At 71.4% G+C, this 26,740-nt stretch carries 22 protein-coding genes and 2 pseudogenes; 6 read left to right on the top strand and 18 right to left on the bottom strand.

Going from position 1 to position 26,740, the window contains the following annotated elements:
* Positions 1–100: 100 nt before the first annotated feature.
* The 13 genes from nusB to BFF78_RS34085 form a co-directional block, all read right to left on the bottom strand.
* Positions 101–535, bottom strand: a complete 435-nt coding sequence (nusB, locus tag BFF78_RS34145; RefSeq protein WP_069781974.1) for a transcription antitermination factor NusB — start codon at positions 533–535, stop codon at positions 101–103.
* 2 nt (positions 536–537) lie between these two features.
* A complete protein-coding gene (gene efp, locus BFF78_RS34140; RefSeq protein ID WP_069781973.1) occupies positions 538–1,104 on the bottom strand; it encodes an elongation factor P in 567 nt (188 codons plus the stop codon).
* A 44-nt stretch (positions 1,105–1,148) separates the two neighbouring features.
* Entirely contained in the window at positions 1,149–2,279 is a 1,131-nt protein-coding gene (locus BFF78_RS34135) for an aminopeptidase P family protein (protein ID WP_069781972.1), read from the bottom strand.
* A gap of 70 nt (positions 2,280–2,349) precedes the next feature.
* Positions 2,350–3,249, bottom strand: coding sequence for a Pro-rich N-terminal domain-containing protein (locus BFF78_RS34130; RefSeq protein ID WP_079161586.1), 900 nt, complete (start codon positions 3,247–3,249; stop codon positions 2,350–2,352).
* Between the two features lie 326 nt (positions 3,250–3,575).
* Complete coding sequence (gene aroB, locus BFF78_RS34125; RefSeq protein WP_069781970.1) at positions 3,576–4,667, bottom strand: 3-dehydroquinate synthase; 1,092 nt, start codon at positions 4,665–4,667, stop codon at positions 3,576–3,578.
* Positions 4,664–5,146 (bottom strand): shikimate kinase, encoded by a 483-nt coding sequence (locus BFF78_RS34120; protein WP_099055121.1) that lies wholly within the window; start codon positions 5,144–5,146, stop codon positions 4,664–4,666. The genes aroB and BFF78_RS34120 overlap by 4 nt, the downstream gene beginning before the upstream one ends.
* A gap of 32 nt (positions 5,147–5,178) precedes the next feature.
* On the bottom strand, positions 5,179–6,363 hold the full coding sequence (gene aroC / locus BFF78_RS34115; RefSeq protein ID WP_069781968.1) for a chorismate synthase: 1,185 nt from the start codon (positions 6,361–6,363) through the stop codon (positions 5,179–5,181).
* A 165-nt stretch (positions 6,364–6,528) separates the two neighbouring features.
* On the bottom strand, positions 6,529–7,368 hold the full coding sequence (locus BFF78_RS34110) for a shikimate dehydrogenase (protein WP_069781967.1): 840 nt from the start codon (positions 7,366–7,368) through the stop codon (positions 6,529–6,531).
* Positions 7,349–9,028, bottom strand: coding sequence for an endolytic transglycosylase MltG (gene mltG, locus BFF78_RS34105; RefSeq protein WP_227025982.1), 1,680 nt, complete (start codon positions 9,026–9,028; stop codon positions 7,349–7,351). The genes BFF78_RS34110 and mltG overlap by 20 nt, the downstream gene beginning before the upstream one ends.
* A gap of 123 nt (positions 9,029–9,151) precedes the next feature.
* The gene (gene ruvX, locus BFF78_RS34100; RefSeq protein ID WP_069781965.1) at positions 9,152–9,616 is read right to left on the bottom strand and encodes a Holliday junction resolvase RuvX; all 465 of its coding nucleotides are present in this window, start codon (positions 9,614–9,616) and stop codon (positions 9,152–9,154) included.
* Positions 9,617–9,641: 25 nt separating this feature from the next.
* Complete coding sequence (alaS, locus tag BFF78_RS34095; RefSeq protein WP_069781964.1) at positions 9,642–12,314, bottom strand: alanine--tRNA ligase; 2,673 nt, start codon at positions 12,312–12,314, stop codon at positions 9,642–9,644.
* A complete protein-coding gene (locus BFF78_RS34090; protein WP_069781963.1) occupies positions 12,314–12,676 on the bottom strand; it encodes a hypothetical protein in 363 nt (120 codons plus the stop codon). The genes alaS and BFF78_RS34090 overlap by 1 nt, the downstream gene beginning before the upstream one ends.
* Positions 12,677–12,692: 16 nt before the next feature.
* Positions 12,693–13,127, bottom strand: coding sequence for a DUF948 domain-containing protein (locus BFF78_RS34085; protein ID WP_193433595.1), 435 nt, complete (start codon positions 13,125–13,127; stop codon positions 12,693–12,695).
* A gap of 152 nt (positions 13,128–13,279) precedes the next feature.
* Here BFF78_RS34085 and BFF78_RS34080 point away from each other — a divergent pair, with 152 nt between their 5' ends.
* The gene (locus BFF78_RS34080) at positions 13,280–15,508 is read left to right on the top strand and encodes an ATP-binding protein (RefSeq protein WP_193433594.1); all 2,229 of its coding nucleotides are present in this window, start codon (positions 13,280–13,282) and stop codon (positions 15,506–15,508) included.
* Positions 15,509–17,017: 1,509 nt separating this feature from the next.
* Here BFF78_RS34080 and rpsD read toward each other — a convergent pair.
* The 3 genes from rpsD to BFF78_RS34065 form a co-directional block, all read right to left on the bottom strand.
* Positions 17,018–17,632, bottom strand: a complete 615-nt coding sequence (rpsD, locus tag BFF78_RS34075) for a 30S ribosomal protein S4 (protein ID WP_067046311.1) — start codon at positions 17,630–17,632, stop codon at positions 17,018–17,020.
* 317 nt (positions 17,633–17,949) lie between these two features.
* Entirely contained in the window at positions 17,950–19,305 is a 1,356-nt protein-coding gene (locus tag BFF78_RS34070; RefSeq protein ID WP_069783973.1) for a replication-associated recombination protein A, read from the bottom strand.
* Between the two features lie 60 nt (positions 19,306–19,365).
* Positions 19,366–20,022 (bottom strand): vitamin K epoxide reductase family protein, encoded by a 657-nt coding sequence (locus BFF78_RS34065; RefSeq protein ID WP_069781961.1) that lies wholly within the window; start codon positions 20,020–20,022, stop codon positions 19,366–19,368.
* Positions 20,023–20,166: 144 nt separating this feature from the next.
* Here BFF78_RS34065 and BFF78_RS34060 point away from each other — a divergent pair, with 144 nt between their 5' ends.
* The 4 genes and pseudogenes from BFF78_RS34060 to BFF78_RS34045 all read left to right on the top strand — a co-directional run bounded on the left by BFF78_RS34060 (position 20,167) and on the right by BFF78_RS34045 (position 23,701).
* Positions 20,167–21,033, top strand: a complete 867-nt coding sequence (locus BFF78_RS34060; protein WP_069781960.1) for an ABC transporter ATP-binding protein — start codon at positions 20,167–20,169, stop codon at positions 21,031–21,033.
* The gene (locus tag BFF78_RS34055) at positions 21,030–21,875 is read left to right on the top strand and encodes an ABC transporter permease (protein WP_069781959.1); all 846 of its coding nucleotides are present in this window, start codon (positions 21,030–21,032) and stop codon (positions 21,873–21,875) included. The genes BFF78_RS34060 and BFF78_RS34055 overlap by 4 nt, the downstream gene beginning before the upstream one ends.
* A pseudogene (locus BFF78_RS34050) lies at positions 21,851–23,079 on the top strand (sensor histidine kinase). Before BFF78_RS34055 ends, BFF78_RS34050 begins: the two are co-directional and overlap by 25 nt.
* Positions 23,076–23,701, top strand: a pseudogene (locus BFF78_RS34045) (response regulator). The pseudogenes BFF78_RS34050 and BFF78_RS34045 overlap by 4 nt, the downstream one beginning before the upstream one ends.
* Before the next feature lie 44 nt (positions 23,702–23,745).
* Here the strand turns inward: BFF78_RS34045 and hisS are convergent.
* The gene (hisS, locus tag BFF78_RS34040) at positions 23,746–25,008 is read right to left on the bottom strand and encodes a histidine--tRNA ligase (protein ID WP_069781958.1); all 1,263 of its coding nucleotides are present in this window, start codon (positions 25,006–25,008) and stop codon (positions 23,746–23,748) included.
* A gap of 12 nt (positions 25,009–25,020) precedes the next feature.
* Entirely contained in the window at positions 25,021–25,728 is a 708-nt protein-coding gene (locus BFF78_RS34035) for an MBL fold metallo-hydrolase (protein ID WP_069781957.1), read from the bottom strand.
* Positions 25,729–25,898: 170 nt separating this feature from the next.
* On the opposite strand from BFF78_RS34035, the gene BFF78_RS34030 reads away from it, so the two are divergent.
* Positions 25,899–26,732, top strand: coding sequence for a peptidylprolyl isomerase (locus BFF78_RS34030; protein ID WP_069781956.1), 834 nt, complete (start codon positions 25,899–25,901; stop codon positions 26,730–26,732).
* Positions 26,733–26,740 lie beyond the last annotated feature (8 nt).

The following is a 26,740-nucleotide window of genomic DNA, read 5'->3' as shown; positions in this document are numbered from 1 at the left end:
GCCGGAGGCCACCCCGGTGGCTTTTCCGCATCACCGGCAAAACGCCGGAGGCCCGCAGCACAGGCATGCTGCGGGCCTCCGGCGATGGTCGTACCGGGCTTTACGCCTTGTCCCGGCGCAGGGACGGCTTGAGCTCCTTGAGCCGACCGAGCAGGCCGTTCACGAAGGACGGCGACTCCTCGGTCGAGAACTCCTTCGCCAGCTGCACCATCTCGTCCAGGACGACGGCGTCCGGGGTCTCGTCGACCCAGATCAGCTCGTACGCACCCAGCCGCAGGATGTTGCGGTCGACCACCGGCATCCGGTCCAGCGTCCAGCCGACGGCGTACTGGGCGATCAGCTCGTCGATCCGCCTCGCGTGTTCCGCGTAGCCCTCGACGAGCTGCATCGTGTACTCGCTGACCGGCGGCTGCCGGGTGTCGGACCGGGACAGCCGGATCCAGTCCGCGAGGACCGTCAGGACGTCGGCGCCGCGCTGGTCGCCCTCGAAGAGGATCTGGAAGGCGCGCTTGCGGGCCGTGTTGCGGGCAGCCACGGTTAGCTGTTCACCCGGCCGAGGTAGTCGCTGGTGCGGGTGTCGACCTTGATCTTCTCACCGGTGGTGATGAAGAGCGGAACCTGGATCTGGTGGCCGGTCTCCAGGGTGGCGGGCTTGGTGCCACCGGTGGAGCGGTCGCCCTGGACGCCCGGCTCGGTCTCCTGGATGGTCAGCTCGACCGCGGCCGGAAGCTCGACGAAGAGCACCTCGCCCTCGTGCTGCGCGACGGTGGCGGTGAAGCCCTCGATCAGGAAGTTCGCGGCGTCGCCGACGGACTTCCGGTCGATGTGCAGCTGGTCGTAGGTCTCCATGTCCATGAAGACGAAGTACTCGCCGTCCATGTACGAGAACTGCATGTCGCGCTTGTCGACAGTGGCGGTCTCGACCTTGACGCCGGCGTTGAAGGTCTTGTCGACCACCTTGCCGGACAGCACGTTCTTCAGCTTGGTGCGCACGAAGGCCGGGCCCTTGCCGGGCTTGACGTGCTGGAACTCGACGACGGACCAGAGCTGGCCGCCTTCGAGCTTGAGCACCATGCCGTTCTTGAGGTCGTTCGTGGAAGCCACGGTTGCGGAATCTCCTGGACTGACGTACGACCCCGGGTCACGCGCTACAGCGCGAGCAGCTCCTTGGTCGTGATGGTGAGTAGCTCGGGTCCGCCGTCCGCCTCGGGGCGTACGACGAGCGTGTCATCGATCCGGACGCCGCCCCGGCCCGGGAGGTGGACCCCCGGTTCGACGGTGACCGGCACGCAAGCGTCCAGTTTACCCATGGCCGAGGGCGCCAACTGCGGCTCCTCGTCGATTTCGAGTCCGACGCCGTGTCCGGTCAGCGGTGGCAGGGCCTCCGCATAGCCGGCGGAGTCCAGTACGTGGCGTGCTGCGCGGTCCACGTCGCGGTAGGCGGCGCCGGGTGCCAGGGACTCGCGTCCGGCGCGCTGAGCGGCGAAGACGAGGTCGTACAGCTCGATCTGCCAGTCCGCGGGCGAGGTGCCGATGACGAAGGTACGGCCGATCTCGCAGCGGTAGCCGCGGTAGGTCGCGCCCAGGCACACGGTGAGGAAGTCGCCCTCCTCCACCCGGCGGTCGGTGGGACGGTGGCCGCGGCGGCCGGAGTTCGGCCCGGTGGCGACGGACGTGGGGAAGGCCGGCCCGTCGGCGCCGTGGTCGACCAGGCGGCGCTCCAGCTCCAGTGCAAGGTGCCGTTCGGTGCGGCCGACCAGGATGGATTCCAGCAGCTCACCGAGGGCCTGGTCGGCGATCTCGGCGCCGATGCGCAGGCAGGAGATCTCCTCCTCGTCCTTGACCACCCTGAGCTGCTCGACGGCCGCGCCGAGGTCGCCGAGGCGGAGCCCGGGGGCGACGGCGGTGATGGCCCGGTGCCGGGCGACCGTGAGGTGGTGTTCCTCGACGGCCAGCGAGTCGGCGTCCTGGGCCACGGCCAGGTCCGCCGCCGCGAGGGCGGCGTCGCCGCCGGCGCCTGCGCCTGCGCCGACGCCGTTCGGCGGGAGGACGTGCAGACGCAGGTTCTCGTCCGGCCTGCCCTCGCAGGGGCGATCCTCGGGTGGGCCGGTGCAGACGAGGAGGTCCTCGCGTTTGCCGAGCAGCAGCGCGGAGCCCTGCGGGGCCGCGGCGGCGAGATAGCGCACGTTGGCCGGGCGGGTGACGAGCGCTGCCGTGGTGCCGGCCGCGGTGAAATGGTCTCTCAGCCGGGATCGGCGGGTCGCGTACACCTCTGACATGAGATGAGCGTAGGAGTTTTGCGGCGATTGTGCCGATTCGTGGGGGCCGAGTGGGGGCAGCTCGCCCCGCTTACCAGCTCGGTGGGCTCGCTATGGCCCTGGCCAGGACCTCGTCCAGGACACGCGCCGTGCCCGGGATGTCGAGTTGCGAGTTGTCGATGATCGGGAGGCCCGAGCCGTACCAGCCGGCCATGCGGCCGTGGATGCGGGCCACCTCCTCGTCGGTGAGGCGGCGGTTGCCGGTGCGTTCGGCGTTGCGCTCCAGGACGATGTCCAGGCCGGGGAGGAGGACCACGGGCAGCAGGCCGGGGCCCACATGGCGTTTCCAGCCGCCGAGGCCGACGACCGGCCGGTCCGGGAAGACGGCGTCGTCCAGGATGCAGGAGATGCCGTTGGCGAGGAAGTTGCGGGCGGCGAAGCCGCAGGTGCGGCGGGCCAGGCGGTACTGGGCCTCGGAGTTGTCGTTCCAGCCGGACTGGGGGTCGGCGAAGCCCGAGCGGACCCATTCGCGGACGTCGTCCAGGCTGATGTGGGCGGTGGGCACCCGGCGGTGGTCCGCCCAGTACTTGGCGACGCTGGTCTTGCCCGCGCCGGCCGGGCCGATCAGCAGCACGGCCAGGGTCGTGGCCGACGGGTCGGGCATCGCGGCGGGAGCCGGGGGCGCCGTGGGCACACCGACCGGTCCGCCGGGCGGCAGGGGGACGTGACCGGTGGTGTCGGGCGTCGGCGGGACGGCCGGCTGCGGTGCGGCAGGCTGTGCGACGGGGGGCTGCGGCGCGGGGGGCTGCGGGGGCGTCGGCGGGACGGCGCCGGCCGGGGCCGGGAAGCCCGGCGGCGGGGGCACGGGGGCGGGCCCCTGGGAGGCTCCCGGGTGCGGGCCCGGGTGGTGTGCGGCTGACGCCCAGCCCGCGTGCGGCATCTGCCCCGGCTGGTGGGGCGGCGGCAGCGGAGACCCCACTGCGTGCTGCATCCGTTGCCACTCCGTCTCGTCGTCTTCGGCTCGTTCGCCTCCGGGGCGCCGCGGTAGCCGGTGTACGGCTACCGCCGCGTGGCGGTGCCGACAGCCCGATCGTGCTCGGCCCTTCGGGCCTCCGCGCGTTCGGCATGTCAGCACGGGCACGCCCCTCCGGCTCACTCGCGGCAGGCAATTCGCGCTGGCAGCGGGGGTGCGCCCGCTGCCTACCGAACGGTACCGTCCCCTGCCGTCGTTTGGTGAAACGGCCGGGGGCGGCCGGAAGTGCCCATTCCGCAAAGGAAATCGAGGTCAGGAATCGGGCGGACGGAGCAGCTGGGGACTTACTGCCCGACCTCGCCGTACGCGGCGAGCAGCACGGCCGGGTCCGGGCCCTCCAGGACGGTGGGCTTGGCCAGGCCGTCGAGGACGATGAAGCGCAGCAGGTCGCCACGGGACTTCTTGTCGATCTTCATTGTCTCCAGCAGCTTGGGCCACTGGTCGTAGCGGTAGTACAGCGGGAGGCCGACGGCTTCGAGGACCGTACGGTGGCGGTCCGCCGTCGCGTCGTCCAGCCGGCCCGCCAGACGGCCGAGTTCGGCGGCGAAGTGCATGCCGACCGCGACCGCGGCGCCGTGCCGCCACTTGTAGCGCTCGTTCTTCTCGATGGCGTGGCCCAGCGTGTGGCCGTAGTTGAGGATCTCGCGCAGGCCCGACTCCTTCAGGTCCGAGGAGACGACCTCCGCCTTCACCCGGATCGAGCGCTCGATCAGCTCGGCCGTGTGCGGCCCCGCCGGGGTCCGGGCGGCCTCGGGGTCGGACTCGATCAGGTCCAGGATCACCGGGTCGGCGATGAAGCCGGCCTTGATGACCTCGGCGAGCCCGGAGACGTAGTCGTTGACCTGGAGGGAGTCCAGGGCGGCCAGGTCGCACAGGACACCGGCCGGCGGGTGGAAGGCGCCGACGAGGTTCTTGCCCTCGGCGGTGTTGATGCCGGTCTTGCCGCCGACCGCCGCGTCCACCATGGCGAGCACGGTCGTCGGGACGGCGATCCAGCGCACCCCGCGCAGCCAGGTCGCCGCGACGAAACCGGCGAGGTCGGTGGTCGCGCCGCCGCCCACGCCGACGACGGCGTCGGAGCGGGTGAAGCCGGACTGGCCGAGCGCCTTCCAGCAGTAGGCGGCGACCTCGGCGGTCTTGGCCTCCTCGGCGTTCGGCACCTGGATGGCGATGGCCTCGTAGCCCTGCCCGGCCAGATCGGCGCGCAGCGCGTCACCGGTCTCGGCCAGCGCCTCCGGGTGGATCACCGCGACCCGCTTCGCCCGCCGGCCGATCAACCCGGCCAGCTCGCCGAGCAGTTGGCGCCCGACCAGCACCTCGTAGGGGTCGGTGCCCGCCGTGCCGGCGACCTGGATCCGGGTGACTTCCTCGCTCATGCTTCCTTCAACTCCAGTGCGTCCAGCGCTGCTTGGGTGACCTCTTCCGGGGTACGGCCGTCGGTCGCCACGACCGCGGTGGCGACCTCCTCGTAGAGGTGCCGCCGGGCCTCCATCAGTTCGCGCCACTGCTTGCGCGGATTGACCGCGAGCAGCGGCCGGGCCACGTTCAGGCCGGTGCGCCTGACGGCCTCCTCCACGTCCATCGAGAGGTAGACCACCCGGTGCCCGGCGAGCAGGGCGCGCGTGTCGGCGTCGAGGACGGCGCCGCCGCCGAGCGCGAGGACGCCCTCGTGCTCGGCGAGCGCGGTGCGCACGGCCCGCTTCTCGATCGCGCGGAAGGCGGGCTCGCCCTCGTCGACGAAGATGTCGGCGATAGCGCGGCCCTCGGCGGCGACGATGTCCTCGTCGGTGTCCCGGTAGCCGAGGCCGAGGCACTCGGCGAGCAGCCGGCCGACCGTGGACTTGCCGACGCCCATCGGTCCGATCAGTACGACCGCAGGCACGGCGCTCACCGGATCGCGAGGTTGTCGAGGTACGACCGCACGTTGCGGCGGGTCTCCGTGACGGAGTCGCCGCCGAACTTCTCGGCGACCGCGTCCGCGAGGACGAGCGCGACCATGGCCTCGGCGACGATGCCGGCGGCCGGCACGGCGGAGACGTCGGAGCGCTGGTGGTGGGCCTGGGTGGCCTCGCCGGTGGTGACGTCCACGGTCTGCAGGGCGCGCGGCACGGTCGCGATCGGCTTCATCGCGGCCCGCACCCGCAGCAGCTCGCCGGTGCTCAGGCCGCCCTCGGTGCCGCCGGCGTGACCGGAGACACGCCGGATGCCCTCGGGCGTGCTGACGATCTCGTCGTGCGCCTTGGAGCCGGGCACCCGGGCGAGCTCGAAGCCGTCGCCGATCTCGACGCCCTTGATCGCCTGGATGCCCATCAGGGCACCGGCGAGACGGGCGTCCAGCTTGCGGTCCCAGTGCACGTGCGAGCCGAGGCCGACCGGAACGCCGTAGGCCAGCACCTCGACCACACCGCCGAGCGTGTCGCCGTCCTTGTGGGCCTGGTCGACCTCCGCGACCATCGCCTTCGAGGCGTCCGCGTCCAGGCAGCGCAGCGGGTCCGCGTCCAGCTTCTCGACATCGGCCGGCGTGGGGTACACGCCCTGCGGAGCCTTCACCGAGCAGAGCTCGACGACGTGGCTGACGATCTCGATACCGGCCGTCTCCTTCAGGTACGACCGCGCGACCGCGCCGAGGGCCACCCGGGCGGCCGTCTCACGGGCGGAGGCGCGCTCCAGGATCGGCCGGGCCTCGTCGAAGCCGTACTTCTGCATGCCGGCGAGGTCCGCGTGGCCGGGCCGCGGGCGGGTCAGCGGCGCGTTACGGGCCAGACCCGCGAGGATCTCCGGGTCGACCGGGTCGGCCGCCATGACCTGCTCCCACTTGGGCCACTCGGTGTTGCCCACCATGATCGCGACCGGGGAGCCGAGGGTGAGACCGTGCCGGACACCACCCAGGAAGGTGACCTCGTCCTGCTCGAACTTCATCCGCGCACCGCGGCCATAGCCGAGCCGCCGCCGCGCGAGGTGGTCCGCCACCATCTCCGTGGTGATCGGCACGCCGGCGGGAAGCCCCTCCAGCGTCGCGACAAGTGCGGGACCGTGGGACTCCCCCGCGGTCAGCCAACGCAGCCTGCTCAACGGTGCTCCTCAGTGCTCGCGCCCGGTACTGCCCTGCGTACGCACGTCCGCGCGTACGGCGACGGCGTGACCGGGTGCGCGACCCCGGTCCGCCACCTCCGATCCTCCCACGTCCGGGGCGGTTGTCCGGGCGCTGGTCCAGCAGGCGGACGCGTCGCCGGGTGTTCAGTGGGCGGCGAGCGCCTTCTCACCGGCGCGGCGCATGGCCTCCACGGGCGCCGGGGAGCGGCCGGTCATCTGCTCGACCTGGAGGACGGCCTGGTGGACCAGCAGGTCGAGGCCGCTGACGACGGCACCGCCGAACATGGACCAGCGGGCCGCCAGCTCGGTGGGCCAGGGGTCGTAGAGCACGTCGAAGAGGGTGGTGGGGCGCTCGGGTACGGCGGCGGCGAGCGCGTCGGTCGTGCCGGCGGGGGTGGTGGCGATCACCAGGGGGGCGCGCAGCGCCTGCTCGGCCTCCGCCCAGTCCGCCGTACGCACCTCCACGTCGAGCCGTTCGCCCCACTGGCGCATCTCGGCGGCACGGGCCTCGCTGCGGACGTAGGCGACGACCTCGCCGGTGCAGATCCGGGCGAGGGCGGCGAGCGCGGAGGAGGCGGTGGCGCCGGCGCCGAGGATCGCCGCGGAGGTGACCTGTTCGATGCCGTGCTCGCGCAGGGCGGCCACCATGCCCGGGATGTCGGTGTTGTCCCCGAGCCGGCGGCCGTCCTCGGTGAAGACGACCGTGTTGACCGCGTCGACGGAGGCGGCCGTGTCACTGATCTCGTCCACCAGCGGGATGACCGCGCGTTTCAGCGGCATGGTCAGCGACAGCCCCGCCCACTGCGGCCCCAGCTTCTCGAGGAAGCCGGGCAGACCGGCCTCGTCGACCTCGAAGCGGTCGTACGACCACCCGGTGAGCCCCAGTGCGTCGTACGCGGCTCGGTGCAGCACCGGGGAGAGGGAGTGGGCGATGGGCTTACCGAGCACGGCGGCGCGGCGGGCGTCAGTTGCCCGAGGTGGCATTGAACTTTTCCTTGAGTCGCAAGAATTCCGCGTTCGTCCTGGCGAATTCGGTGTTGTTCACGCCGTCGGTCGCCACGAAATACATCCAGCCGTCGTGCGTCGGGTTCAGGGCCGCCATGATCGCGTCCTCGCCGGGGTTGCCGATCGGACCGGGCGGGAGTCCCTTGTGCCGGTACGTGTTGTACGGGCTGGAGTTGCTGTTGATCTCCTTGAGGGAGATATGGATGTTGCTGGTGCCCTTGAGGTAGTTGTACGTCGAGTCGAACTGCAGCAGCTGGTTCGTCTCGGTGTTGGTCGGCTTCAGACGGTTGTAGACCACTTCCGCCATCTTGCGGAAGTCGTCGTGCGTCTTGCCCTCCGCCTGCACCAGGCTCGCGACGGTGACGAGCTCGAACGCGTTGTTCAGGCCCAGGGACCGGGCCTTCGCGGTGAGGCCGGAGGCGTCGTACCTGGACTTGGCGTCCGCGACCATCTGCTTCAGGATGCTGTCCGGCTTCATGCCCTTGGCGGCCGGATAGGTACCCGGGAAAAGGAAGCCCTCCAGCGGATCCTTGATCTCGCCGGCGTACTGCGTGTTCTGGGCCCAGCTCGGCAGGCCGAGGCTCTTGTATTCGTTCCGGGCGACCTTCTGGGTGGTTCCGTCGGCGAGTTCGAGTTTCTTGTCGATCGCCTCGTAGACGCCCGCATTACGCTCGCCGGGAGTCACCACGACATTGTTCTGGCTCTTCGGGTCCAGCATCATTTTCACGGCGCTGGCGGCGGACATCTGCTTCTTCAGCAGATACGCGCCGGCCTGGATGCTGTTGCCGCCCGAGATCTCGTTCTGCGCGTGCACGAAGGCCGCGGCGCTCTTGACGACCCCGGCGTCCTTCAGGCGACGGCCGATGTCCCAGCCGCCCACGCCCTTGGGGATCTCGACGGTCACCGTCTCGTCGATGCCGGCGCCCGCGTAGTCGGGAGCCGGGGCGAAACGATTTTGGTAGTACTTGTAGCCGAAGTAGCCGGCGGTGCCGACAGCGCCGCCGAGGACCAGGACGACGACCATGCAGGCACAGCCGTTGCGTCGCTTCCGGCCCTTCTTGGTGGGTTTCTTCCCCTTGCCGCGCCGGTCGCTGCGGCTGTGGAGCTCGTGTTCCTCGTCGTCATCGTCATCGTCGCCGCCCCCCGTGAAGAAGGGGTGCTGCTCCTCCTCGGGCGCGGCCTCGGGCTCGGGTTCCGGCTCGGGGCGCCTGCGGCCCGGCGGCTGCGGCGGCGGGTAGGAGCCGTCGCCGCCGTAGAAGTCGCTCTGTTCCCCGCCGTAGGCAGCGGGCTGCTGACCGTAGGGGTCGCCCGGATCGGGGGCGTACGGCATCTGGCCGTGGGGGCCGGACGCCTCCCAGGTGCCGTGGTGCTGGTACTGCTGCTGGGGGTGGCCGGCGTACTGCTGATGTCCCTGCTCGTCGTAGTAGGGGTACTGCCCCTGGCCGTAACCGGGCTGGTGCTCCTGAACCCATTCGCCGTACTGCGGCTGCTGCGGCTGCTGGGGGTGGTACTGCGGCTGGCCGCCGTAGGCAGGCTGCTGGCCGATGTGTGCCTGCTGCCCTTCCCATCCGCCGTCCCCGTACAACGGGTCCTGCGGATGCCACGGTTCGGGGTCCGGGCCCCGGCCATACTCAGTCATCGATCCCCTAGAGCCGCGAGGCCGACCGGTCACGTGGCCGGTGGGCCCGCTTCCGTTCCGCCTCTCGTTGTGCGCCGGCTGTTCGAACACCGGCACATCGCGCGGAACGTTACCGTATCGCGATCAGATGACCACTTCGACGCCCTCGCCGGGTGCTTTACCTGACACTCGTTCGGATTCCAGGGCCTGCTGCAGGATGATCACAGCGGCGGCCTGGTCGATGACCGAGCGGCCCTTCTTGGACTTCACGCCCGAGGCGCGCAGGCCCTGACTGGCCGTCACGGTCGTCATCCGCTCGTCGACCAGGCGCACCGGCACCGGCTCGATGCCCTTGGCCAGTTCCTGGGCGAAGGCGCGGACCTTGACGGCGGCCGGGCCCTCGCCCCCCTTGAGGGAGCGAGGGAGTCCGACGACGACCTCGATCGGTTCGTACTCCTCCACCAGCTGCCTGAGCCGGCGGTGGGCGGCGGGGATGTCCCGGCCGGGGACGGTCTCCACCGGTGTGGCGAGAATCCCATCGGGGTCACACGAGGCGACCCCGATCCGGGCGTCCCCGACGTCGATCGAAAGCCGACGTCCTCTGCGCATTTCCGACCGTTTCCTTACTGGGCTGTCACTTGGCGGTCTCGGCGACGAGGCGCTCGACGGCCTCGACGGCATCGCCGACCGCGGCCGGGTTCTGACCGCCGCCCTGGGCCACGTCCGGCTTGCCGCCACCGCCGCCACCGAGGGTCTTGGCGGCCGTGCGGACCAGGTCACCGGCCTTGAGACCGCGCTCGCGGGCGGCCTCGTTGGTGGCGATGACCGTCAGCGGCTTGCCGCCCGTGACCGTGAACAGGGCCACGACCGCGGCCCGGCCGCCCTGGATCCGGCCGCGCACGTCGAGGACCAGCTTGCGCAGGTCGTCCGGGGTGGTGCCGTCCGGGACCTGACCGGTCACCACGGCGACGCCCCGCACGTCCTTGGCGGACTCGGCGAGACCGGCGGCGGCCTGGAGCACCTTCTCGGCGCGGAACTTCTCGATCTCCTTCTCGGCGTCCTTCAGCTTGCCGAGCATCGAGGAGACCTTCTCCGGCAGCTCCTCCGGGCGGCCCTTGAGCAGCTCGGTCAGCTGGTTGACGACCGTGTGCTCACGGGCGAGGAAGGTGTAGGCGTCCACGCCGACCAGGGCCTCGATACGGCGGACACCCGAGCCGATGGAGGACTCGCCGAGCAGCTTCACCAGGCCCAGCTGGGCGGTGTTGTGCACGTGCGTGCCGCCGCACAGCTCCTTGGAGAAGTCGCCGATGGTCACGACGCGGACCCGCTCGCCGTACTTCTCGCCGAACTCGGCGATGGCGCCCTGCTTCTTGGCCTCGTCGATGCCCATGATGTCGGCGCGCACGTCGAGATCGCGGGCGAGCACCTCGTTGATCTTCTGCTCGACGTCGGTCATCACGGCCGTCGGAACGGCGGACGGCGAGCCGAAGTCGAAGCGGAAGCGGCCGGGCTGGTTCTCGGAACCGGCCTGGGCGGCCGTCGGGCCGAGGGCGTCGCGCAGGGCCTGGTGGGTGAGGTGGGTGGCCGAGTGGGCGCGGGCGATGGCCTTGCGGCGGCGGGCGTCGATCGAGGCGTGGGCCTTGGCGCCGACGGTCACCTCGCCGACCTGGACGACGCCCTTGTGGACGTAGACGCCCGGGACCGGCTTCTGGCAGTCGCGGACCTCGATGACGGCACCGGAGTCGGCCTTGATCCGGCCGGTGTCGCCGATCTGGCCGCCGCCCTCGGCGTAGAACGGGGTGCGGTCGAGGACGATCTCGACCTCGTCGCCCTCGGTGGCGGCCGGCGAGGAGACGCCGTCGACGAGGATGCCGACGATGGTGGTCTCGCCCTCGGTGTCGCTGTAGCCGATGAAGTCGGTCTCGCCGGCGGTGTCGGCGATCTCGCGGTAGGCGCCCATGTCGGCGTGGCCGGTCTTCTTGGCCCGGGCGTCGGCCTTGGCGCGCTCCCGCTGCTCCTTCATCAGGCGGCGGAAGCCCTCCTCGTCCACGGAGAGGCCCTGCTCGGCGGCCATCTCCAGGGTGAGGTCGATCGGGAAGCCCCAGGTGTCGTGGAGCAGGAAGGCCTTGTCGCCGGAGAGGATCGTGCCACCGGACTGCTTGGTCTCGGTGACGGCGGTGTCGAGGATGTTCGTGCCGGCCTTCAGCGTCTTCAGGAAGGCGTTCTCCTCGGCGAGGGCGACCTTCTCGATGCGCTCGCGGTCGGTGATCAGCTCCGGGTACTGCTGGCCCATCATGCGGATCACGGTGTCGATCAGGTCCTTGACGACCGGACCGGTGGCGCCGAGCAGGCGCATGTTGCGGATGGCGCGGCGCATGATGCGGCGCAGGACGTAGCCGCGACCCTCGTTGCCGGGGGTGACGCCGTCGCCGATGAGCATCGTGGCCGTACGCATGTGGTCGGTGACCACGCGGAGGGAGACGTCCGAGTCGTGGGCGTCGCCGTAGCGGACGCCGGTCAGCTCGGTGGCCTTGTCGATGACGGCCATGGAGGTGTCGATCTCGTACATGTTCTGCACGCCCTGCAGAATCATGGCGAGCCGCTCCATGCCGAGGCCCGTGTCGATGTTCTTGCTCGGCAGGTCCCCGAGGATCTCGAAGTTGTCCTTGCCGGTGCCCTCGCCGCGCTCGTACTGCATGAAGACCAGGTTCCAGATCTCCACGTACCGCTCGTCGTTGACGGCGGGGCCGCCCTCGACGCCGAACTCGGGGCCGCGGTCGTAGTTGATCTCGGAGCAGGGGCCGCACGGGCCGGGTACGCCCATGGACCAGTAGTTCTCCTTCATGCCCAGGCGCTGGATGCGCTCCTTGGGCACGCCGACGACCTCGTGCCAGATGCGCTCGGCCTCGTCGTCGTCCAAGTAGACGGTGATCCACAGGCGCTCGGGGTCGAGGCCGTAACCGCCCTTGTCCTGGGGCGTGGTGAGCAGCTCCCAGGCGTACTTGATGGCGCCTTCCTTGAAGTAGTCGCCGAAGGAGAAGTTGCCGCACATCTGGAAGAAGGTGCCGTGGCGCGTGGTCTTGCCGACCTCTTCGATGTCGGGCGTGCGCACGCACTTCTGCACGCTGGTGGCGCGCGGGAACGGGGGCTTGACCTCACCCAGGAAGTAGGGCTTGAAGGGAACCATGCCGGCGGGGACGAGGAGCAGAGTCGGGTCGTCCGCGATGAGCGACGCCGAAGGGACGACGGTGTGCCCGCGCTCCTCGAAGAAGCTCAGCCAGCGGCGGCGAATCTCGGCCGACTCCATCAGTGGTCCTCATTCCGGTTGTACGAGTGCTTCGCTTGCGAAGAAAACGACGTTTCGATGTACTTCGGTGTGCTGCGGTTGTTCTCGATGGCCGTATGCCGCCGGGGTGCGGGGAGTTCGGGGTTCTCGTGGATCCCGAGGGCCTCCTCCAGCTCGGCCTCCCGCGCGGCCATGTTGTCGCGGACGTCGAGCGCGAAGCCCACCGCGCGGTCCTTCAGCCGATGACCGGTCTCCAGGGCCTTGTTGGCCGCGGTCGCGGCGAGGCTCTCCGGGGTCAGCTGCTTGAGCTTGCGGTTGACCTTGGTGGTTGCCCACACACCGGCGGCGACACCGGTGGTGAACCAGAACGTACGACGGAACATCGCTCGGTCTCAGTCCTTACTTCCGCTTGCGTCGTGCGGCAGGGACCGTGCGGCCCACGATCACGGTACGCCGGGGCGTCTTCGCGGGCACGTCCTCCTTGCGTCCGCCGAGCGCGCGGCGGACGCCGTAGCCGAAGGCCGCGACCTTGACCAGCGGGCCGCCGAAGGTGGAGGCGACGGTGGAGGACAGCGCGGAGGCGTTCGACGTGACCTCCTGGACGTCGGAGGCGATCGCGTCGACGCGGTCGATCTGGGTCTGCGCGGAGCGCACCGCCTGGGAGGCGTCGGCGAGCAGCGGGACGGCCTGGTCGGTCACGTCCGCCACCAGCTTGGTGGTCGCCTTGAGCGTCTGGGCCACCCTCGCGAGAGCCACCGCGAGGAAGGAGACCAGGATCGCCCAGAAGACGGCCACCAGGATCCCGGCCACCTCTCCACCGGACACTGTGCGCACCCGCTCCCTGAAACGTGCCTCACCATCGAAAAAGTCGAGTCCGAGCCTATCGCGCCGGGGCCGGGGCTCCGTACCGCATTACCGGGCGGCGGGAGCGGAGTTGCGGGAAGCGATTGTACGCATTGAACACACTTCAGTACGCTCCGTGTCCCATGCGAGGTCCTCAGCGCCCTGATGCCTTCTCCGACGGCGATCCGCCCCTGGAACTGACCACGTTCGTCGGGCGCTCGGCCGAACTCGCCGAGCTGACGGCCGCGCTCGGCGAGGCGCGGCTGGTGACCGTGACCGGGGTCGGCGGTGTCGGCAAGTCCCGGCTGGCCGCGCGGGTCGCCGCCGGGTGGGAGTCGATGTGCGGGCGGGTGGAGCTGGCGCCGGTGCGCGATCCGCAGTTCGTGGAGTACGCGGTGGCGGAGGCGCTGGGGCTGACCGACCACACCGCCCGGCTGCCCCGGGAGATGCTGCTGGAGCATCTTGCCGGCCGTCCGGCACTGCTGGTGCTGGACGGGTTCGAGCACCTGGCGGGCGCCTGTGCGGAGCTGGCGGCGGAGCTGTTGCGCAAGCTGCCTCAGCTGCGGGTGCTGGCCGCGGGCCGGCGTCCGCTGGGGCTCGCGGGCGAGCGGCTGTGCGCGCTCGCGCCGCTCGGCGAGGACGAGGCGGCGGAGCTGTTCACCGACCGGGCCCGGGAGCAGGGGCTGGAGGTGGCCGACGGCTGCGAGGTGCGCGAGCTGTGCCGGCGGCTGGAGGGGATCCCGCTGGCGCTGGAGCTGGCGGCCGGGCGGCTGCGGGCGCTGTCCCCGGGGCAGCTGCTCCAGCGGCTGGACGACCGGTTCCGGCTGCTGGCCACGGGCGCTGGGCCCTTAACCGTTCCTGGGGGACCTCCGGCCCGCCATCAGACGCTGCGTACGGCGATCGGCTGGAGCCATGAGCTGTGCACACCCGCGGAGCGGCTGCTGTGGGCGCGGCTGTCGGTGTTCGCGCAGACCTTCGACCTGGAGGCGGCCGAATACGTGTGCAGCGGGGACGGGCTGCCGGCCGAGGACGTCCTGGACGTGCTGTCGGAGCTGCTGGCCCAGTCGGTCGTCACCCGCGAGGACTCCCCGGCCGGCCCCCGCTACCGGATGCTGGACACCGTCCGGGCCTACGGCGCCGAGTGGCTGGCGGGGATCGGGGACGCGGGCCGGCTGCGCAGACGGCACCGGGACTGGTACCTGGGCCTGGCGACCTGGTGCGAGCTGGACTGGTTCTCGCCCCGGCAGGGCGAGGTCGCCGCGCGGGTCGAGGCGGAGCTGCCCAATCTGCGGGTGGCACTGGAGTTCTGTCTGACGGAGCCGGAGGAGGCCTATCTCGGTCAGTACCTCGCGGGGTCGCTGTGGTTCTGCTGGGTCGGCTGCGGGCGGCTCGCGGAGGGCCGGCGCTGGCTGGCGCGCAGCGTGGAACTGGAGTCGGAGTACGAGCGGTCACGGCTGAAGGCGCTGTGGGTGCTGGGCTATGTGGCGATCCTCCAGGGCGACACCGTGCCGGCGCTGACGGCGCTGCGGGAGTGCCGGGCCGAGGCCGAGCGGGTCGGGGATGCGACGGCGGTGGCGTACGCCGAGCACCGCACCGGCTGTCTGGCACTGGTCACCGATGACATGGCCCGTGCAGAAACGCTGCTGCGGTCGGCGCTGGAGCGCTATCAGGACATCGGCGAACTCAACAGCAACGTGCTGATGGCCCAGGTGGAACTGGCGATGGCGCGCGCCTTCCAAGGGGACCTGCCGGACGCGGTGCGGCTGTGCGAGGACGTGCGCCGGGTGTGCGAGGACCACGGGGAGCGCTGGGCCCGCTCCTACGCGCTGTACGTGCTGGCGTACGCGGCCTGGCAGGACGGCGCCCAGGACCGGGCGCGGGAACTGCTCGCCGAGTGCCTGCGCAACGCCCACGCCTTCCGTGACCTGCTCGGCTCGGTGCTGTCGCTGGAGCTCCTGGCCCTGGTGACGGCGGCCCAGGGCGATCCGGCCGAGGCGGCCCTCCTCCAGGGCGCGGCGGGCCGCATCTGGCCGTCGGTGGGGCTGCCGCTGTTCGGCTCGGCCTACTACAACGCCCCGCACGAGCGCTGCGAGGCGATGGCACGGCGGACACTCGGCGACGCACGCTACGAGGAGTGCGTGCGCGAGGGCGCCGGCCTCGACCGCGCGACGGCCGTGGCCCGCGCACTGGGTCACGGCACGGTACGACCACTGAGCGCGCTGCCGGCTCCCCGCGGACCGGTACCCCCGGCCGACACCGCCACCCTCGAGGAACCCGCCGGCCACGCCGCCGACTCCACACCGGGCGGAGTCACGGGGCGGCGGGGAGGCAGACCGGGGCAGGGACGGGGAGGAGGGCGAGGGGGGCGGTAGGGGTGGGGGCGGCGTGGGGCGCGAACAAGGCCGCCGGCGCAGGGCGGCGTGAGGCGCGGGGAGGGCGGCTGGGTGGGGTGGGGCGCGGGGCGCGAGGAGGCCGGCGGAGCGGGGCGGGTGCGTGACGAGGCCGGCTGGGCGCGGCGGCGTGAGGCGCGGGGCGCGAGGAGGCCGGCGGAGCGGGGCGGGTGCGTGACGAGGCCGGCTGGGCGCGGCGGCGTGAGGCGCGGGGCGCGAGGAGGCCGGCGGAGCGGGGCGAGGTGGGGCGCGGGGCGGGACGAGGCCGGCTGCGCGAGGTGGGGCGCGGGGAGGGCGACGGGGCGGCGCGGGGTGGGGTGGGTGAGTGCGTGACGAGAGGCCGGCCGCGCGGGGCGGCGTGAGGCGCGGGGCGCGGCGAGGCCTGCCGCGCCACGCCGCCCGGCGCAGCCGACCTCCTCGCGTCCCGCGCCCCACCTCTGCGCGCAGTGGGGCGCGGGGCGGGAGGAAAGCCAGCTGCGCCGGGCGGGGGGCGGCATGAGGCGCGGGGCGGGACGAGGCCGGCTGCGCGAGGGTGAGATGCCGGGGCGGCGTGAGGCGCGGGGCATGAAGAGGCCGACTGCGCGCGGCGATGGACGGCACCGGGCGCGAAGAGGCCGGCTATGCGCAGCAGCGCGAGACACGGGGCCCGAAGAGGCCGCCTACGCGCGGCGGCCTGGGGCGTGGGAGGACGCCAACCGCGCGGAGTGAGCGGGCGCCGGGAGGATGCCAAAGGGTCCGGGGCCGTGGGAGGCGTGGAGACCGGTAGCGCACCGACCTGGGCACGGGCGACGGGGAACACGGGGCGGAAGGCCAGCACGCGGACAGCGACGGCCCGACGGCGGACAGCCCCCGCAGAGAACAACGGCACCGACGGCACGAGGGGCAAAGAGCACGGCACGCGCGCCGCTGGCGGGACACACGGGGAGACCCGCAACGGCACCGACCAGGACGCGGGCGACAGGGAACGGGCCGGAAGGCCAGCACGCGGACAGCAACGGCCCGACGGCGGACAGCCCCCGGAGAGAACAACAGCACCGACGGCACGAGGCGCGAAGAACACGGCAGGCGCGTCGCTGGCGGGGCACGCTAGGAGACCCGCAACGGCACCGACCAGGGCAGGGGGGCTCGACGGCGGACACACCCCCGAGACCAGCCGCAACGCGTCAACACGCGCACCGGGAGGCACGCCCGTCGCCGGCAGGAGACACAGGGAGACCCGCAACGGCACCGCCGACGGGCAACGCGGGGCGGACCCGGGACGCGGACAGCAGCGGCCCGACGGCAGAAGGCGCCGGGAGACCGGCTTCGGTGCGGCGGCGTGGATGGCAGCGGCACGGACAGCGCGGGCGGCGGTGGCGGGGATTGCAGGACCGGGGTGCGGTCAGCGCTGGCAGAGGGCGTCGGGAGTCCGGGGCTCAAACGCGAACCCGCCGCCTCCGACGCCCGGAGGGCGGGGAGGCGGCGGGCTGGAGTGTTGCGCCGGGGCTGGGGTCAGCGGGCGTAGTACTCGACGACGAGCTGCTCGTCGCAGATCACCGGGATCTCCTTGCGGTTCGGCTCACGGTCCAGGCGGAACGCCAGGGCCTTGAGGTTCACCTGCAGGTAGCGCGGGGTCTCACCCTCGGGGGCGAAGCCACCCTCGCGGGCGATCGTGAAGAGCGTCTTGTCCTTGGAGCGGTCGCGGACCTGCACGACGTCGTCCGGACGGACACGGAAGGACGGCTTGTCGACCTTCTGGCCGTTGACCTGGATGTGGCCGTGGACGACCATCTGACGGGCCTGGTAGATGGTGCGGGCGAGGCCCGAACGCAGGACCAGGGCGTCGAGACGGCGCTCGAGCTCCACGATCAGGGCCTCACCGGTCTTGCCCTGGACCTTGGACGCGCGCTCGTAGGCGCGGACCAGCTGGCGCTCGGAGATGTCGTACTGCGCGCGCAGACGCTGCTTCTCCAGCAGACGGACCTTGTAGTCCGAGTTCTGCTTGCGGCCACGGCCGTGCTCACCCGGCGGGTAGGGACGGGCCTCGAAGTACTTGACGGCCTTCGGGGTCAGCGCGATGCCGAGGGCACGCGACTTCTTGACCTTGGGGCGGGACTGGTTCGCCACTGTCTTTCGTCTCTTTCGTAGTTTCCGGCTTGTCAGAGTTAAGGGAGGTCGCCTCCGCAGCCGGGGAATCCCGCCGGGTCCGCATGGGACCTGCCGGGCAGCCGCTCCCCTGGTCTGGGCACAACGTGCAGCACGCGAGTGGCCCACCGACCGTCCCGGGACTCCGGGTGGTGGTGGGCTGCCCGCGACACCGTTCGACGGTGCGCGACGCTCCTGGAGTCCGTTTTCCCGAGGACTGGCCCCGGGGGCCGGACTCCGGCCGGGTGTCCCGCTCTGACTGCGCGGGACTCGGCACTTCGGGCAAGTCTACAGCGCGCTCAGGACCGCCTGCGACCGAGGTGCTTCCTGGTCCACTCCACCGCGTCCGCGTACCGCGCCTCGGCGCCGTGCCGGCCCGGGGTGTAGTACTCGCGGTCCTTCAGGGCGTCCGGGGCGTACTGCTGCTGGGCGATGCCCTCCGGCAGGTCGTGCGGGTAGACGTACCCCTGCGCGTGGCCGAGCTTGGCGGCGCCCTTGTAGTGCCCGTCGCGCAGATGCGGTGGGACCGGGCCGGCCAGCCCCTTGCGTACGTCCTCCATGGCGGCGCCGATCGCGGTGGTCGCCGAGTTGGACTTGGGGGCGAGCGCCAGGGCGATGGTGGCGTGGCTGAGGGTGAGGGCGGCCTCGGGGAAGCCGATCATGGCGACGGCCTGGGCCGCGGCGACCGCGATGGGCAGAGCGTTCGGGTCGGCCAGGCCGATGTCCTCGCTGGCGGAGATCATCAGGCGGCGGGCGATGAAGCGGGGGTCCTCGCCGGCCTCGATCATGCGGGCCAGGTAGTGCAGGGCCGCGTCGACGTCGGAGCCCCTGATGGACTTGATGAGGGCGCTGGCGACGTCGTAGTGCTGGTCGCCGTCGCGGTCGTACTTCACCGCGGCCCGGTCGACCGTCTGCTCCAGCGTCTCCAGGCCGATCTCGCTCTCGCCCTTGTCCAGCGCGGCTCCGGCGGCTGCCTCCAGGGCGGTCAGGGCCCGGCGGGCGTCGCCGCCGGCGATGCGCAGCAGGTGTTCCTCGGTGTCGCCGGGGAGGCCGACGGCGTCCTTCAGGCCGCGCTCGTCGCTCAGGGCGCGCTTGAGGAGGCCACGGATGTCGTCGTCGGTGAGCGGTTCGAGGGTGAGCAGGAGCGAACGGGAGAGCAGGGGTGAGATCACCGAGAAGTACGGGTTCTCGGTGGTGGCCGCGATCAGGGTCACCCAGCGGTTCTCGACGGCCGGGAGCAGGGAGTCCTGCTGGGCCTTGCTGAAGCGGTGGATCTCGTCCAGGAAGAGGACGGTCTCCTTGCCGAAGCCGCCCGTGGCGCGGCGGGCGCCGTCGATGACCGCGCGGACCTCCTTGACGCCCGCGGTGATCGCGGACAACTCCACGAACCTCTTGTTCGTCGCCTTGGAGACGACGTACGCGAGGGTGGTCTTGCCGGTGCCGGGCGGGCCCCAGAGGATCACCGAGGACGGTCCGGCGGGTCCGCCGGAGCCCTCGCCGACCAGCCGGCGCAGCGGGGAGCCGGGCTTCAGCAGGTGCTGCTGGCCCACCACCTCGTCGAGGCTGCGCGGGCGCATCCGCACCGCCAGGGGGCTGGCTGCCGGGTCCTTCTCCTGGCGTTCTTCTGCTGCGGCGGTGAACAGATCGGGTTCCACGTCCAAAACCCTAAATCACCGCACTGACAACGCGGCCCGGCCAGGGGGCGAGCCCAGGGTTCAGGCCCAGAGCTGGCTGCCCCAGCGGGTCAGGATCAGCATGGCGATGACGCCGCAGTGGGTGACCGGGAGGACCCAGGTGAACTCGGCGAGGAACCGCTTCAGCCAGCCCGGCGCGCGCAGGAAGTCGTTGCGGACGTTGAACGAGGTGACGTACCAGAACATGGTGAGCGTGGCGACCCAGGCCAGCGAGCACCACAGGCACAGCGCGTTGATCCGGTACAGGGACTCGAACTGCAGCCAGGTGACGAAGCCGACGCCGAAGAGCGTGCCGAAGTTGAAGGTCAGCCAGTACCAGCGCGGGAAGCGGGCGTGGGCCAGCAGGCTCATGCCGACGCAGATGACGATGCCGTAGCAGACCAGGCCGAGCATCGGGTTCGGGAAGCCGAAGACCGCCGCCTGCTTGCTCTCCATGACGCTGCCGCAGGACACGACCGGGTTGACGCTGCAGCCGGGCGTGAAGGTCTTGCCCGCGACCTTGGCCTCGAGGATCTTGAACTTGTCGATGGTGATGACCCAGGCGGCCAGCAGGCCTGCCGCGCCGGTGATCACCAGCAGCAGGGCGAAGGCACGGCTGCCGCCCACCGTGCGCGGGGCGTCGGCGGCACGCTCGGGACCCGACTCCGTGGAGACGTCGTTGACTGTCGTCTTGCTCATCACGCCGATCCGTCACTTGAGAGTTGGACCATCTTCGGGCACGGCTCATTGTGCCGCACGCACGTGTGTGTCCACCGTTCGGCGGACATAAGGACGTACGCACGGTGGTCACGGATCGTTCGGTTCCGGCCGATTATCGAGGGCATGACAGCACACGCGAACGAACTCGCGGTGGACGTCCGGGGGCTGCGCAAGCGGTACGGGGGCGTGACCGCGGTGGACGGGCTGGATCTCGGCATCCGGCCCGGCGAGGTGTTCGGCCTGCTCGGACCCAACGGCGCCGGCAAGAGCACCACGGTGGAGATCCTCCAGGGCAACCGGTCACGCGACGGGGGCGAGGTCCGCGTCCTCGGCGCGGACCCGGCGACGGGCACGCGCGCGTGGAGATCCCGTGTGGGCATCGTCTGGCAGGACGAATCAGCGCCCGCGGAGTTGACGGTCCGCGAGACCGTACGGCACTTCGCCCGCTACTACCCGCGCCCGCGCGAGCCCGAGGAGGTCATCCGCCTGGTCGGCCTCGAGGCGAAGGCGAACAGCCGGATCAAGGGCCTCTCCGGCGGCCAGCGACGCCGCCTCGACGTGGCGCTCGGCGTGATCGGCGACCCCGAGCTGCTGCTCCTGGACGAACCGACCACCGGCTTCGACCCGGCCGCCCGGCGCCAGTTCTGGGAGCTGATCCGGCTGCTTGCCGACGAGGGCACGACGATCCTGCTCACCACGCACTACCTGGAGGAGGCCGAGACCCTCGCGGACCGGCTCGCGGTCGTGGCCAAGGGCCGGGTGGTCGCCGAGGGCACGCCTGACGGCCTGCGCCGGCGCTACGGCGGCGAGACCACCGTCGCCTGGCGGGAGGCCGACGGCTCCCCGCACACGGAGCACACCGACATGCCGACCCGGACCGTCGCCGCCCTCATGCGCCGCTTCGACGGCGAGATACCCGGGCTGACGGTGAGCCGCCCCACCCTGGAGGACGTCTACCTCCGGCTGACCGGACAGGAGGCCGTGCGATGACCACGACCGCCGTACACACCACCGCCCGCGGGTCCGCCGGGTCCCTGCCCGGCGTGTGGACGATCGGCCTGCTGCGCGGGGCCCTGGAGATCAAGCAGTTCTTCCGGCTGCGCGAGCAGGTGGTGTTCACCTTCTCCTTCCCGGTGGTGTTCCTGTTCCTGTTCGCGTCGATCTTCCACAACGACGTCGGGCACACCGGGATCACCGCCTCCCAGTTGTACGTGCCCGCGATGATGGCCTCCGGGATCATGTCGACCAGCTTCCAGTCGCTCGGCATCTCCATCGCGGTCGAACGGGACGAGAAGGTGCTGCGGCGGCTGCGGGGCACGCCGATGCCGCCCGCGGCCTATTTCCTGGGCAAGATCTGGCTGGTTCTGTGCACCGGTGTCCTGGAGACCGCGATCCTGCTGGCCGCCGGGACGGCGTTCTACGACGTCCAGCTGCCGTCCGACGCCGGGCGCTGGTTCGACTTCGCGTGGATCTTCGTGCTGGGCCTGACCGCGTGCGCGCTGCTCGGCATCGCGATCAGCTCGGTGCCGAAGTCGGCGAAGAGCGCCAGCTCCGTCGTCGTCCTGCCCTTCCTGCTCCTCCAGTTCGTCTCCGGGGTCTACATCTCCATCGACACGATTCCCGGCTGGATGCTCGACATCGGCGCGCTGTTCCCGCTCAAATGGCTGTGCCAGGGGCTGCGGGGCGTGTTCCTGCCCGATTCGGCGAAGGTCCTGGAGCAGGCGCACGCCTGGGAGTTCGGGCGGATCGCCTTGGTGCTGGGTGCGTGGTGCGCCGGAGGATTGGTGCTGTGCTTGCTGACCTTCCGGTGGAAGAACCGGCGCGAGGGGTGACAGACCACGCCCGGGGCGTTGACGCCTGGGACCGCGCGATCCGGCTCTGGGACGTGTACTTCGCCGTCGCGTGGACGGCCACGCTGGCCCTCGTACTCGGCGCGGAGCCCCCCCGTGGCCGGTGCGCGCGGTCGCGGCCGGGCTGCTCGTGCCGCTGGTGCCCTGGTACGCGGTGTTCGGCCGCCGCCTGCTCGCGGAGGACCCCCCGGGCGGGCGCCGGGCCCTGTGGTATCTGGCCGGGACGCCGGCGCTGTTCCTGCCGTCGGCGGTCCTGGCGGGCGAGACCCGGCTGGTCTCGTTCGCGCTGGTCCCCCAGTGCTTCATGACCCTGCGCAAGCGCGGCGCACTGGTGACGGTGGCGGTGATCAACCTGGCGCCGGTCGTGGGCTGGGCACTGCTGTGGCGGCCGGGTGCCGAGGAGCTCTTCGCCGACGCGCTCTTCGCCGTGGTCTGTCTGGCGTTCTCCGGGGTGGTCGGCGCCTGGATCATCCGGATCATCGAGCAGAGCACGTAACGGGCCGAGCTGATCGCCGAGTTGGACGCCGGCAGGAACGAGGTCGCCCGGCTGTCGGCCGCGCACGGCGCCCTCGCCGAGCGGGAGCGGCTCGCCCGGGAGATCCACGACACCCTCGCGCAGGGCTTCACCAGTCTGCTGATGCCGGTGCAGGCCGTGCACGCGGAACTGGACCTGGACCCCGCGCAGGCCCGCCGCCATCTGGCTCTCATGGAGGACACCGCCCGCCGCAACCTCGCCGAGGCCCGCGCGCTGGTCGCCGGCGGCGCACCCGCCGACCTGGCGGGCGCCGGCCTCCCGGACGCGCTGGAGCGGCTGGCCGCGCGCCAGGAGGCGGCGCTGACGGTGACCGGCCCGGTGCGCGCGCTGCCGGCCGGCCTGGAGGTGGTGGCCCTGCGCGCCTGCCAGGAGGCCCTGACCAATGCCCGTAAGCACGCCGGGAGTTCGACGCCGGCCGAGGTCCGCCTCGACTACGCCGACGGCACCCTGACCCTCTTCGTCCGCGACGAGGGCGGCTTCGACCCGGCCGCCGCGTCGAACGGATACGGTCTGGCCGGGCTGCGCGCCCGCGCCGCCGAGGTGGGCGGCACGGCATCGGTGCGCAGCGCACCCGGCGACGGCACGACGGTGACCGTACGCCTGCCGGTCCCCGCCGCCGTGCGTTGCGTCGTGAGGAGTGAGAGCGCGTGATCCGGATCGTCCTGGCCGACGACCACCCTGTCGTACGGGAGGGACTGCGCGCCCTGCTGAGCGCCGAACCGGACCTGGAGGTGGTCGGCGACGCGGCCGGCGGACCGCAGGCGGAGGCGCTGACGGCGCAACTGCGGCCGGACATCGTGCTGATGGACCTGCGGATGCCGGGCGGCGGGGGCGTGGACTCGATCGTGCGGATGACCGCGGCCGGGCTGCCGTGCCGGGTGATCGTGCTGACGACGTACGAGACGGACCGGGACATCCTGCGGGCCGTGGAGGCGGGCGCCGCGGGTTATCTGCTGAAGGACCTGCCCGGCGGGAACTGGCGGACGCGGTACGGGCGGCGGCGCGCGGCGAGACCGTGCTGGCCCCCTCGGTGGCGGCCCGCCTGGTGGACCGGTTGCGCACCAGGCCGGAACGCCCCCGGCTGTCCGCCCGGGAGACGGCCGTCCTGCGCCTGGTGGCCGAGGGCTGCACCAACGCGGAGATCGGACGCCGGCTGTTCATCGGGGAGTCGACGGTGAAGACCCATCTGCTGCGGATCTTCGGCAAGTTGGGGGTGGACGACCGTACGGCGGCGGTGACGAGCGCGATGCGGTTGGGGTTGCTGGAACAGTGAGAGGGCCGCCGGGCATGGCCGGCGACCCTCCTGTCTCGCTCGGCTCAGCCGAGGCGGGACTCCAGTTCCGCCACGATCTCGTTCACGCCGATCGCCGTCTGCTCGCCGGACTCCATGTCCTTGAGCTGGACGACGCCCTCGGCGAGGTCGCGTTCGCCGGCCACGAGCGCGTAGCGGGCGCCGCTGCGGTTGGCGTTCTTCATCGCGCCCTTCAGGCCCTTGCCGCCGTACGACAAGTCCGCCGAGATGCCGACCTTGCGCAGCTCGGTGACCTTGGCGAACAGCACCCGGCGGGCCTCCTCGCCGAGCGGGACGGCGTACACCGACGTCGTGGACGGCAGGTCCAGCTCCACGCCCTCCGCCTCCAGGGCGAGGACCGTGCGGTCGACACCGAGGGCCCAGCCGACCGACGGCAGGGCGGGGCCGCCGATCATCTCCGACAGGCCGTCGTACCGGCCGCCGCCGCCGACCGCGGACTGGGAGCCGAGTCCGTCGTGGACGAACTCGAAGGTCGTACGGGTGTAGTAGTCCAGGCCGCGCACCAGCTTCGGGTCGTCCTCGAAGGACACGCCCGCCTCGGTGATCAGCTCGCGGACCTCCTCGTGGTACGCCTTGCAGGAGTCGCACAGGTAGTCGCGCAGCAGCGGGACACCGGTCAGCTGCTTCTGCACCGACTCGCGCTTGTCGTCGAGGACCCGCAGCGGGTTGATGTCGACACGCCGACGGGTGTCCTCGTCCAGGTCGAGGGCGCGCATGAACTCCTGCAGCGCGGCCCGGTACGCCGGACGGCACTCCTTGTCGCCCAGGCTGTTGAGCAGGATGCGGAAGCCGCTGAGGCCCAGCGAGCGGTACGCCTGGTCGGCCAGGATGATCAGCTCGGCGTCGAGGGCCGGATCCTCCGCGCCGATCGCCTCCGCGCCGACCTGGGAGAAGTGCCGGTAGCGGCCCTTCTGCGGGCGCTCGTAGCGGTACTGCGAGCCCGAGTACCAGACCTTCACCGGGAGGTTGCCCGTCTTGTGCAGGTTGGCCTCCAGGACCGCGCGCAGCACGGGGGCGGTCGTCTCCGGGCGCAGGGCCAGCTTGTCGCCGCCCTTCGTCTCGAAGACGTACATCTCCTTCGTCACGATGTCGGTGGACTCGCCGACGCCGCGCGCGAACAGCTCCACGTTCTCGAAACCGGGCGTCTCGATGTAGCCGTAGCCGGAGTTCCTGAGGGGCGCGGCGATCGCCTCACGGACGGCCAGGAACTTGGCGCTGTCCGGGGGCAGGAGGTCGTACGTGCCCTTGGGGGCCTTGAAAGTGCTCACGGAAGTCTCTCGTCACATTCCTCGTCGGGGAGCCGGCGAGGCTCCCTGGCCGGCCGCCACCTGCCGCAGATACGGGTTGGTGGCGCGCTCCTGGCCGATGGTCGTCTGGGGGCCGTGGCCGGACAGCACCACGGTGGAGTCGTCGAGCGGCAGGCACACGCGGGCCAGCGACTCGAGCATGTCCTCCATGGATCCGCCCGGCAGGTCGGTGCGTCCGATGGAGCCGGCGAACAGCAGATCCCCGGAGAAGAACACCGACGGGATGTCGGCGGTCTCGGGCATCCGGAAGGTCACCGACCCCTTGGTATGGCCCGGCGCGTGCGCGACGGAGAACTCCAGACCGGCCAGTTCGAGAGTGGTGCCATGCGTCAGCTCCCGGACCTCGTCCGGCTCCCCCACGGTCAGCTCGCCCATCAGCGGCATGCCGATGGACCGGCCGAGCGCTTTCTCGGGGTCGCTCATCATGTACCGGTCCTCGGGGTGGATCCAGGCCGGTACGTCGTGGGCGCCGCAGACGGGGACGACGGAGGCCACGTGATCGAGGTGGCCGTGGGTGAGGACGACGGCGACGGGCTTGAGCCGATGCTTCTTCAGTGCTTCCTCGACGCCTTCGGCGGCCTGGTGGCCGGGGTCGATGATCACGCACTCCTCACCGGCGGCGGGGGCGACGAGATAACAGTTCGTCCCCCAGGCACCGGCGGGGAACCCGGCAATGAGCACGATCGTCCTTCGTTGTGTCGATACGGGTGACTGCAAGCTGTGGTCCAGAGCCTACCGGCGCTGCCGTTTCCTCAGCGAACCCATATACGGTACGGGGCTACACGCACCGGCCGGCTCACGAGGACGCACGCGTACCGGTCGGCACACGACACGCATGAGGAGAGAACCCGGTGGTCAGCCAGGAGCAGCGGCGGCGTCAGCTCGCCCGGGAGAAGTTCTTGCGGCAGCAGCAGCGGCGCACCCAGGCGCGCCGCAAGGCCCGCGTACGCAACTCCGTGATCGCGTCCGTACTGGGCGTGGTCGTGATCGCGGGTGTCGCGCTGTACACGACCGGGGCGCTGAAGAGCGACGACAAGAAGACCAACACCGCCGCGGACGTCAAGCCCAGCAAGGCCCCGGACCCGTGCGCGAAGCCGGCGGCCGGCTCGGTGAAGAAGCTGACCTGGAAGAAGGAGCCGGCGATGACGATCGACACGTCGGCGAAGTACTCGATGAAGCTCGCCACGACGTGCGGTGACATCGACATCGCGCTGAAGACGTCGGCGGCCCCGCACACGGTGAACTCGTTCAACTTCCTTGCGGGCCAGGGCTTCTTCGATCACTCGAAGTGCCACCGCCTGGTCACGAGCGGAATCTACGTGCTCCAGTGCGGCGACCCGACGGGCACCGGGATGGGCGGGCCGGGCTACACGCTCCCGGACGAGAACCTGAAGGACAAGAGCCTCAAGGGCAACATGTACCCGGCGGGCACCGTGGCGATGGCCAACCACTACAACCCGCAGACCCAGCAGGGCCGCAACTCCGGCAGCAGCCAGTTCTTCCTCGTCTACCAGGACAGTCCGTTGCCGCCGGACTACACCCCGTTCGGCACCGTGTCGGACGCGGGCATGAAGGTGCTCAAGAAGATCGCCGCCGCCGGCGCCCAGGCGGCGGACCCGTCCACGGACAACACCGCCCCGAACGCAACCGTGGTGATCAACAAGGCGACGGTGACGAAGTCCTGACGCCGTCC

Origin of the sequence: Streptomyces fodineus (genome assembly GCF_001735805.1) — a bacterium.
Taxonomy (GTDB): Bacteria; Actinomycetota; Actinomycetes; order Streptomycetales; family Streptomycetaceae; genus Streptomyces; species Streptomyces fodineus.
The sequence above is the reverse complement of the archived record's forward strand: the minus strand, read 5'-3'. Positions and strand labels throughout refer to the sequence as shown.

Excerpts from the sequence above, each read along its gene's own strand:
- BFF78_RS34135 (WP_069781972.1), bottom strand. The coding sequence starts at position 2,279 with ATGTCAGAGGTGTACGCGACCCGCCGATCCCGGCTGAGAGACCATTTC.
- BFF78_RS34130 (WP_079161586.1), bottom strand. The coding sequence starts at position 3,249 with ATGCAGCACGCAGTGGGGTCTCCGCTGCCGCCGCCCCACCAGCCGGGG.
- aroB (WP_069781970.1), bottom strand. The coding sequence starts at position 4,667 with ATGAGCGAGGAAGTCACCCGGATCCAGGTCGCCGGCACGGCGGGCACC.
- BFF78_RS34120 (WP_099055121.1), bottom strand. The coding sequence starts at position 5,146 with ATGGGCGTCGGCAAGTCCACGGTCGGCCGGCTGCTCGCCGAGTGCCTC.
- BFF78_RS34110 (WP_069781967.1), bottom strand. The coding sequence starts at position 7,368 with ATGCCACCTCGGGCAACTGACGCCCGCCGCGCCGCCGTGCTCGGTAAG.
- mltG (WP_227025982.1), bottom strand. The coding sequence starts at position 9,028 with ATGACTGAGTATGGCCGGGGCCCGGACCCCGAACCGTGGCATCCGCAG.
- ruvX (WP_069781965.1), bottom strand. The coding sequence starts at position 9,616 with ATGCGCAGAGGACGTCGGCTTTCGATCGACGTCGGGGACGCCCGGATC.
- alaS (WP_069781964.1), bottom strand. The coding sequence starts at position 12,314 with ATGGAGTCGGCCGAGATTCGCCGCCGCTGGCTGAGCTTCTTCGAGGAG.
- BFF78_RS34090 (WP_069781963.1), bottom strand. The coding sequence starts at position 12,676 with ATGTTCCGTCGTACGTTCTGGTTCACCACCGGTGTCGCCGCCGGTGTG.
- BFF78_RS34080 (WP_193433594.1), top strand. The coding sequence starts at position 13,280 with ATGCGAGGTCCTCAGCGCCCTGATGCCTTCTCCGACGGCGATCCGCCC.
- BFF78_RS34065 (WP_069781961.1), bottom strand. The coding sequence starts at position 20,022 with ATGAGCAAGACGACAGTCAACGACGTCTCCACGGAGTCGGGTCCCGAG.
- BFF78_RS34060 (WP_069781960.1), top strand. The coding sequence starts at position 20,167 with ATGACAGCACACGCGAACGAACTCGCGGTGGACGTCCGGGGGCTGCGC.
- BFF78_RS34055 (WP_069781959.1), top strand. The coding sequence starts at position 21,030 with ATGACCACGACCGCCGTACACACCACCGCCCGCGGGTCCGCCGGGTCC.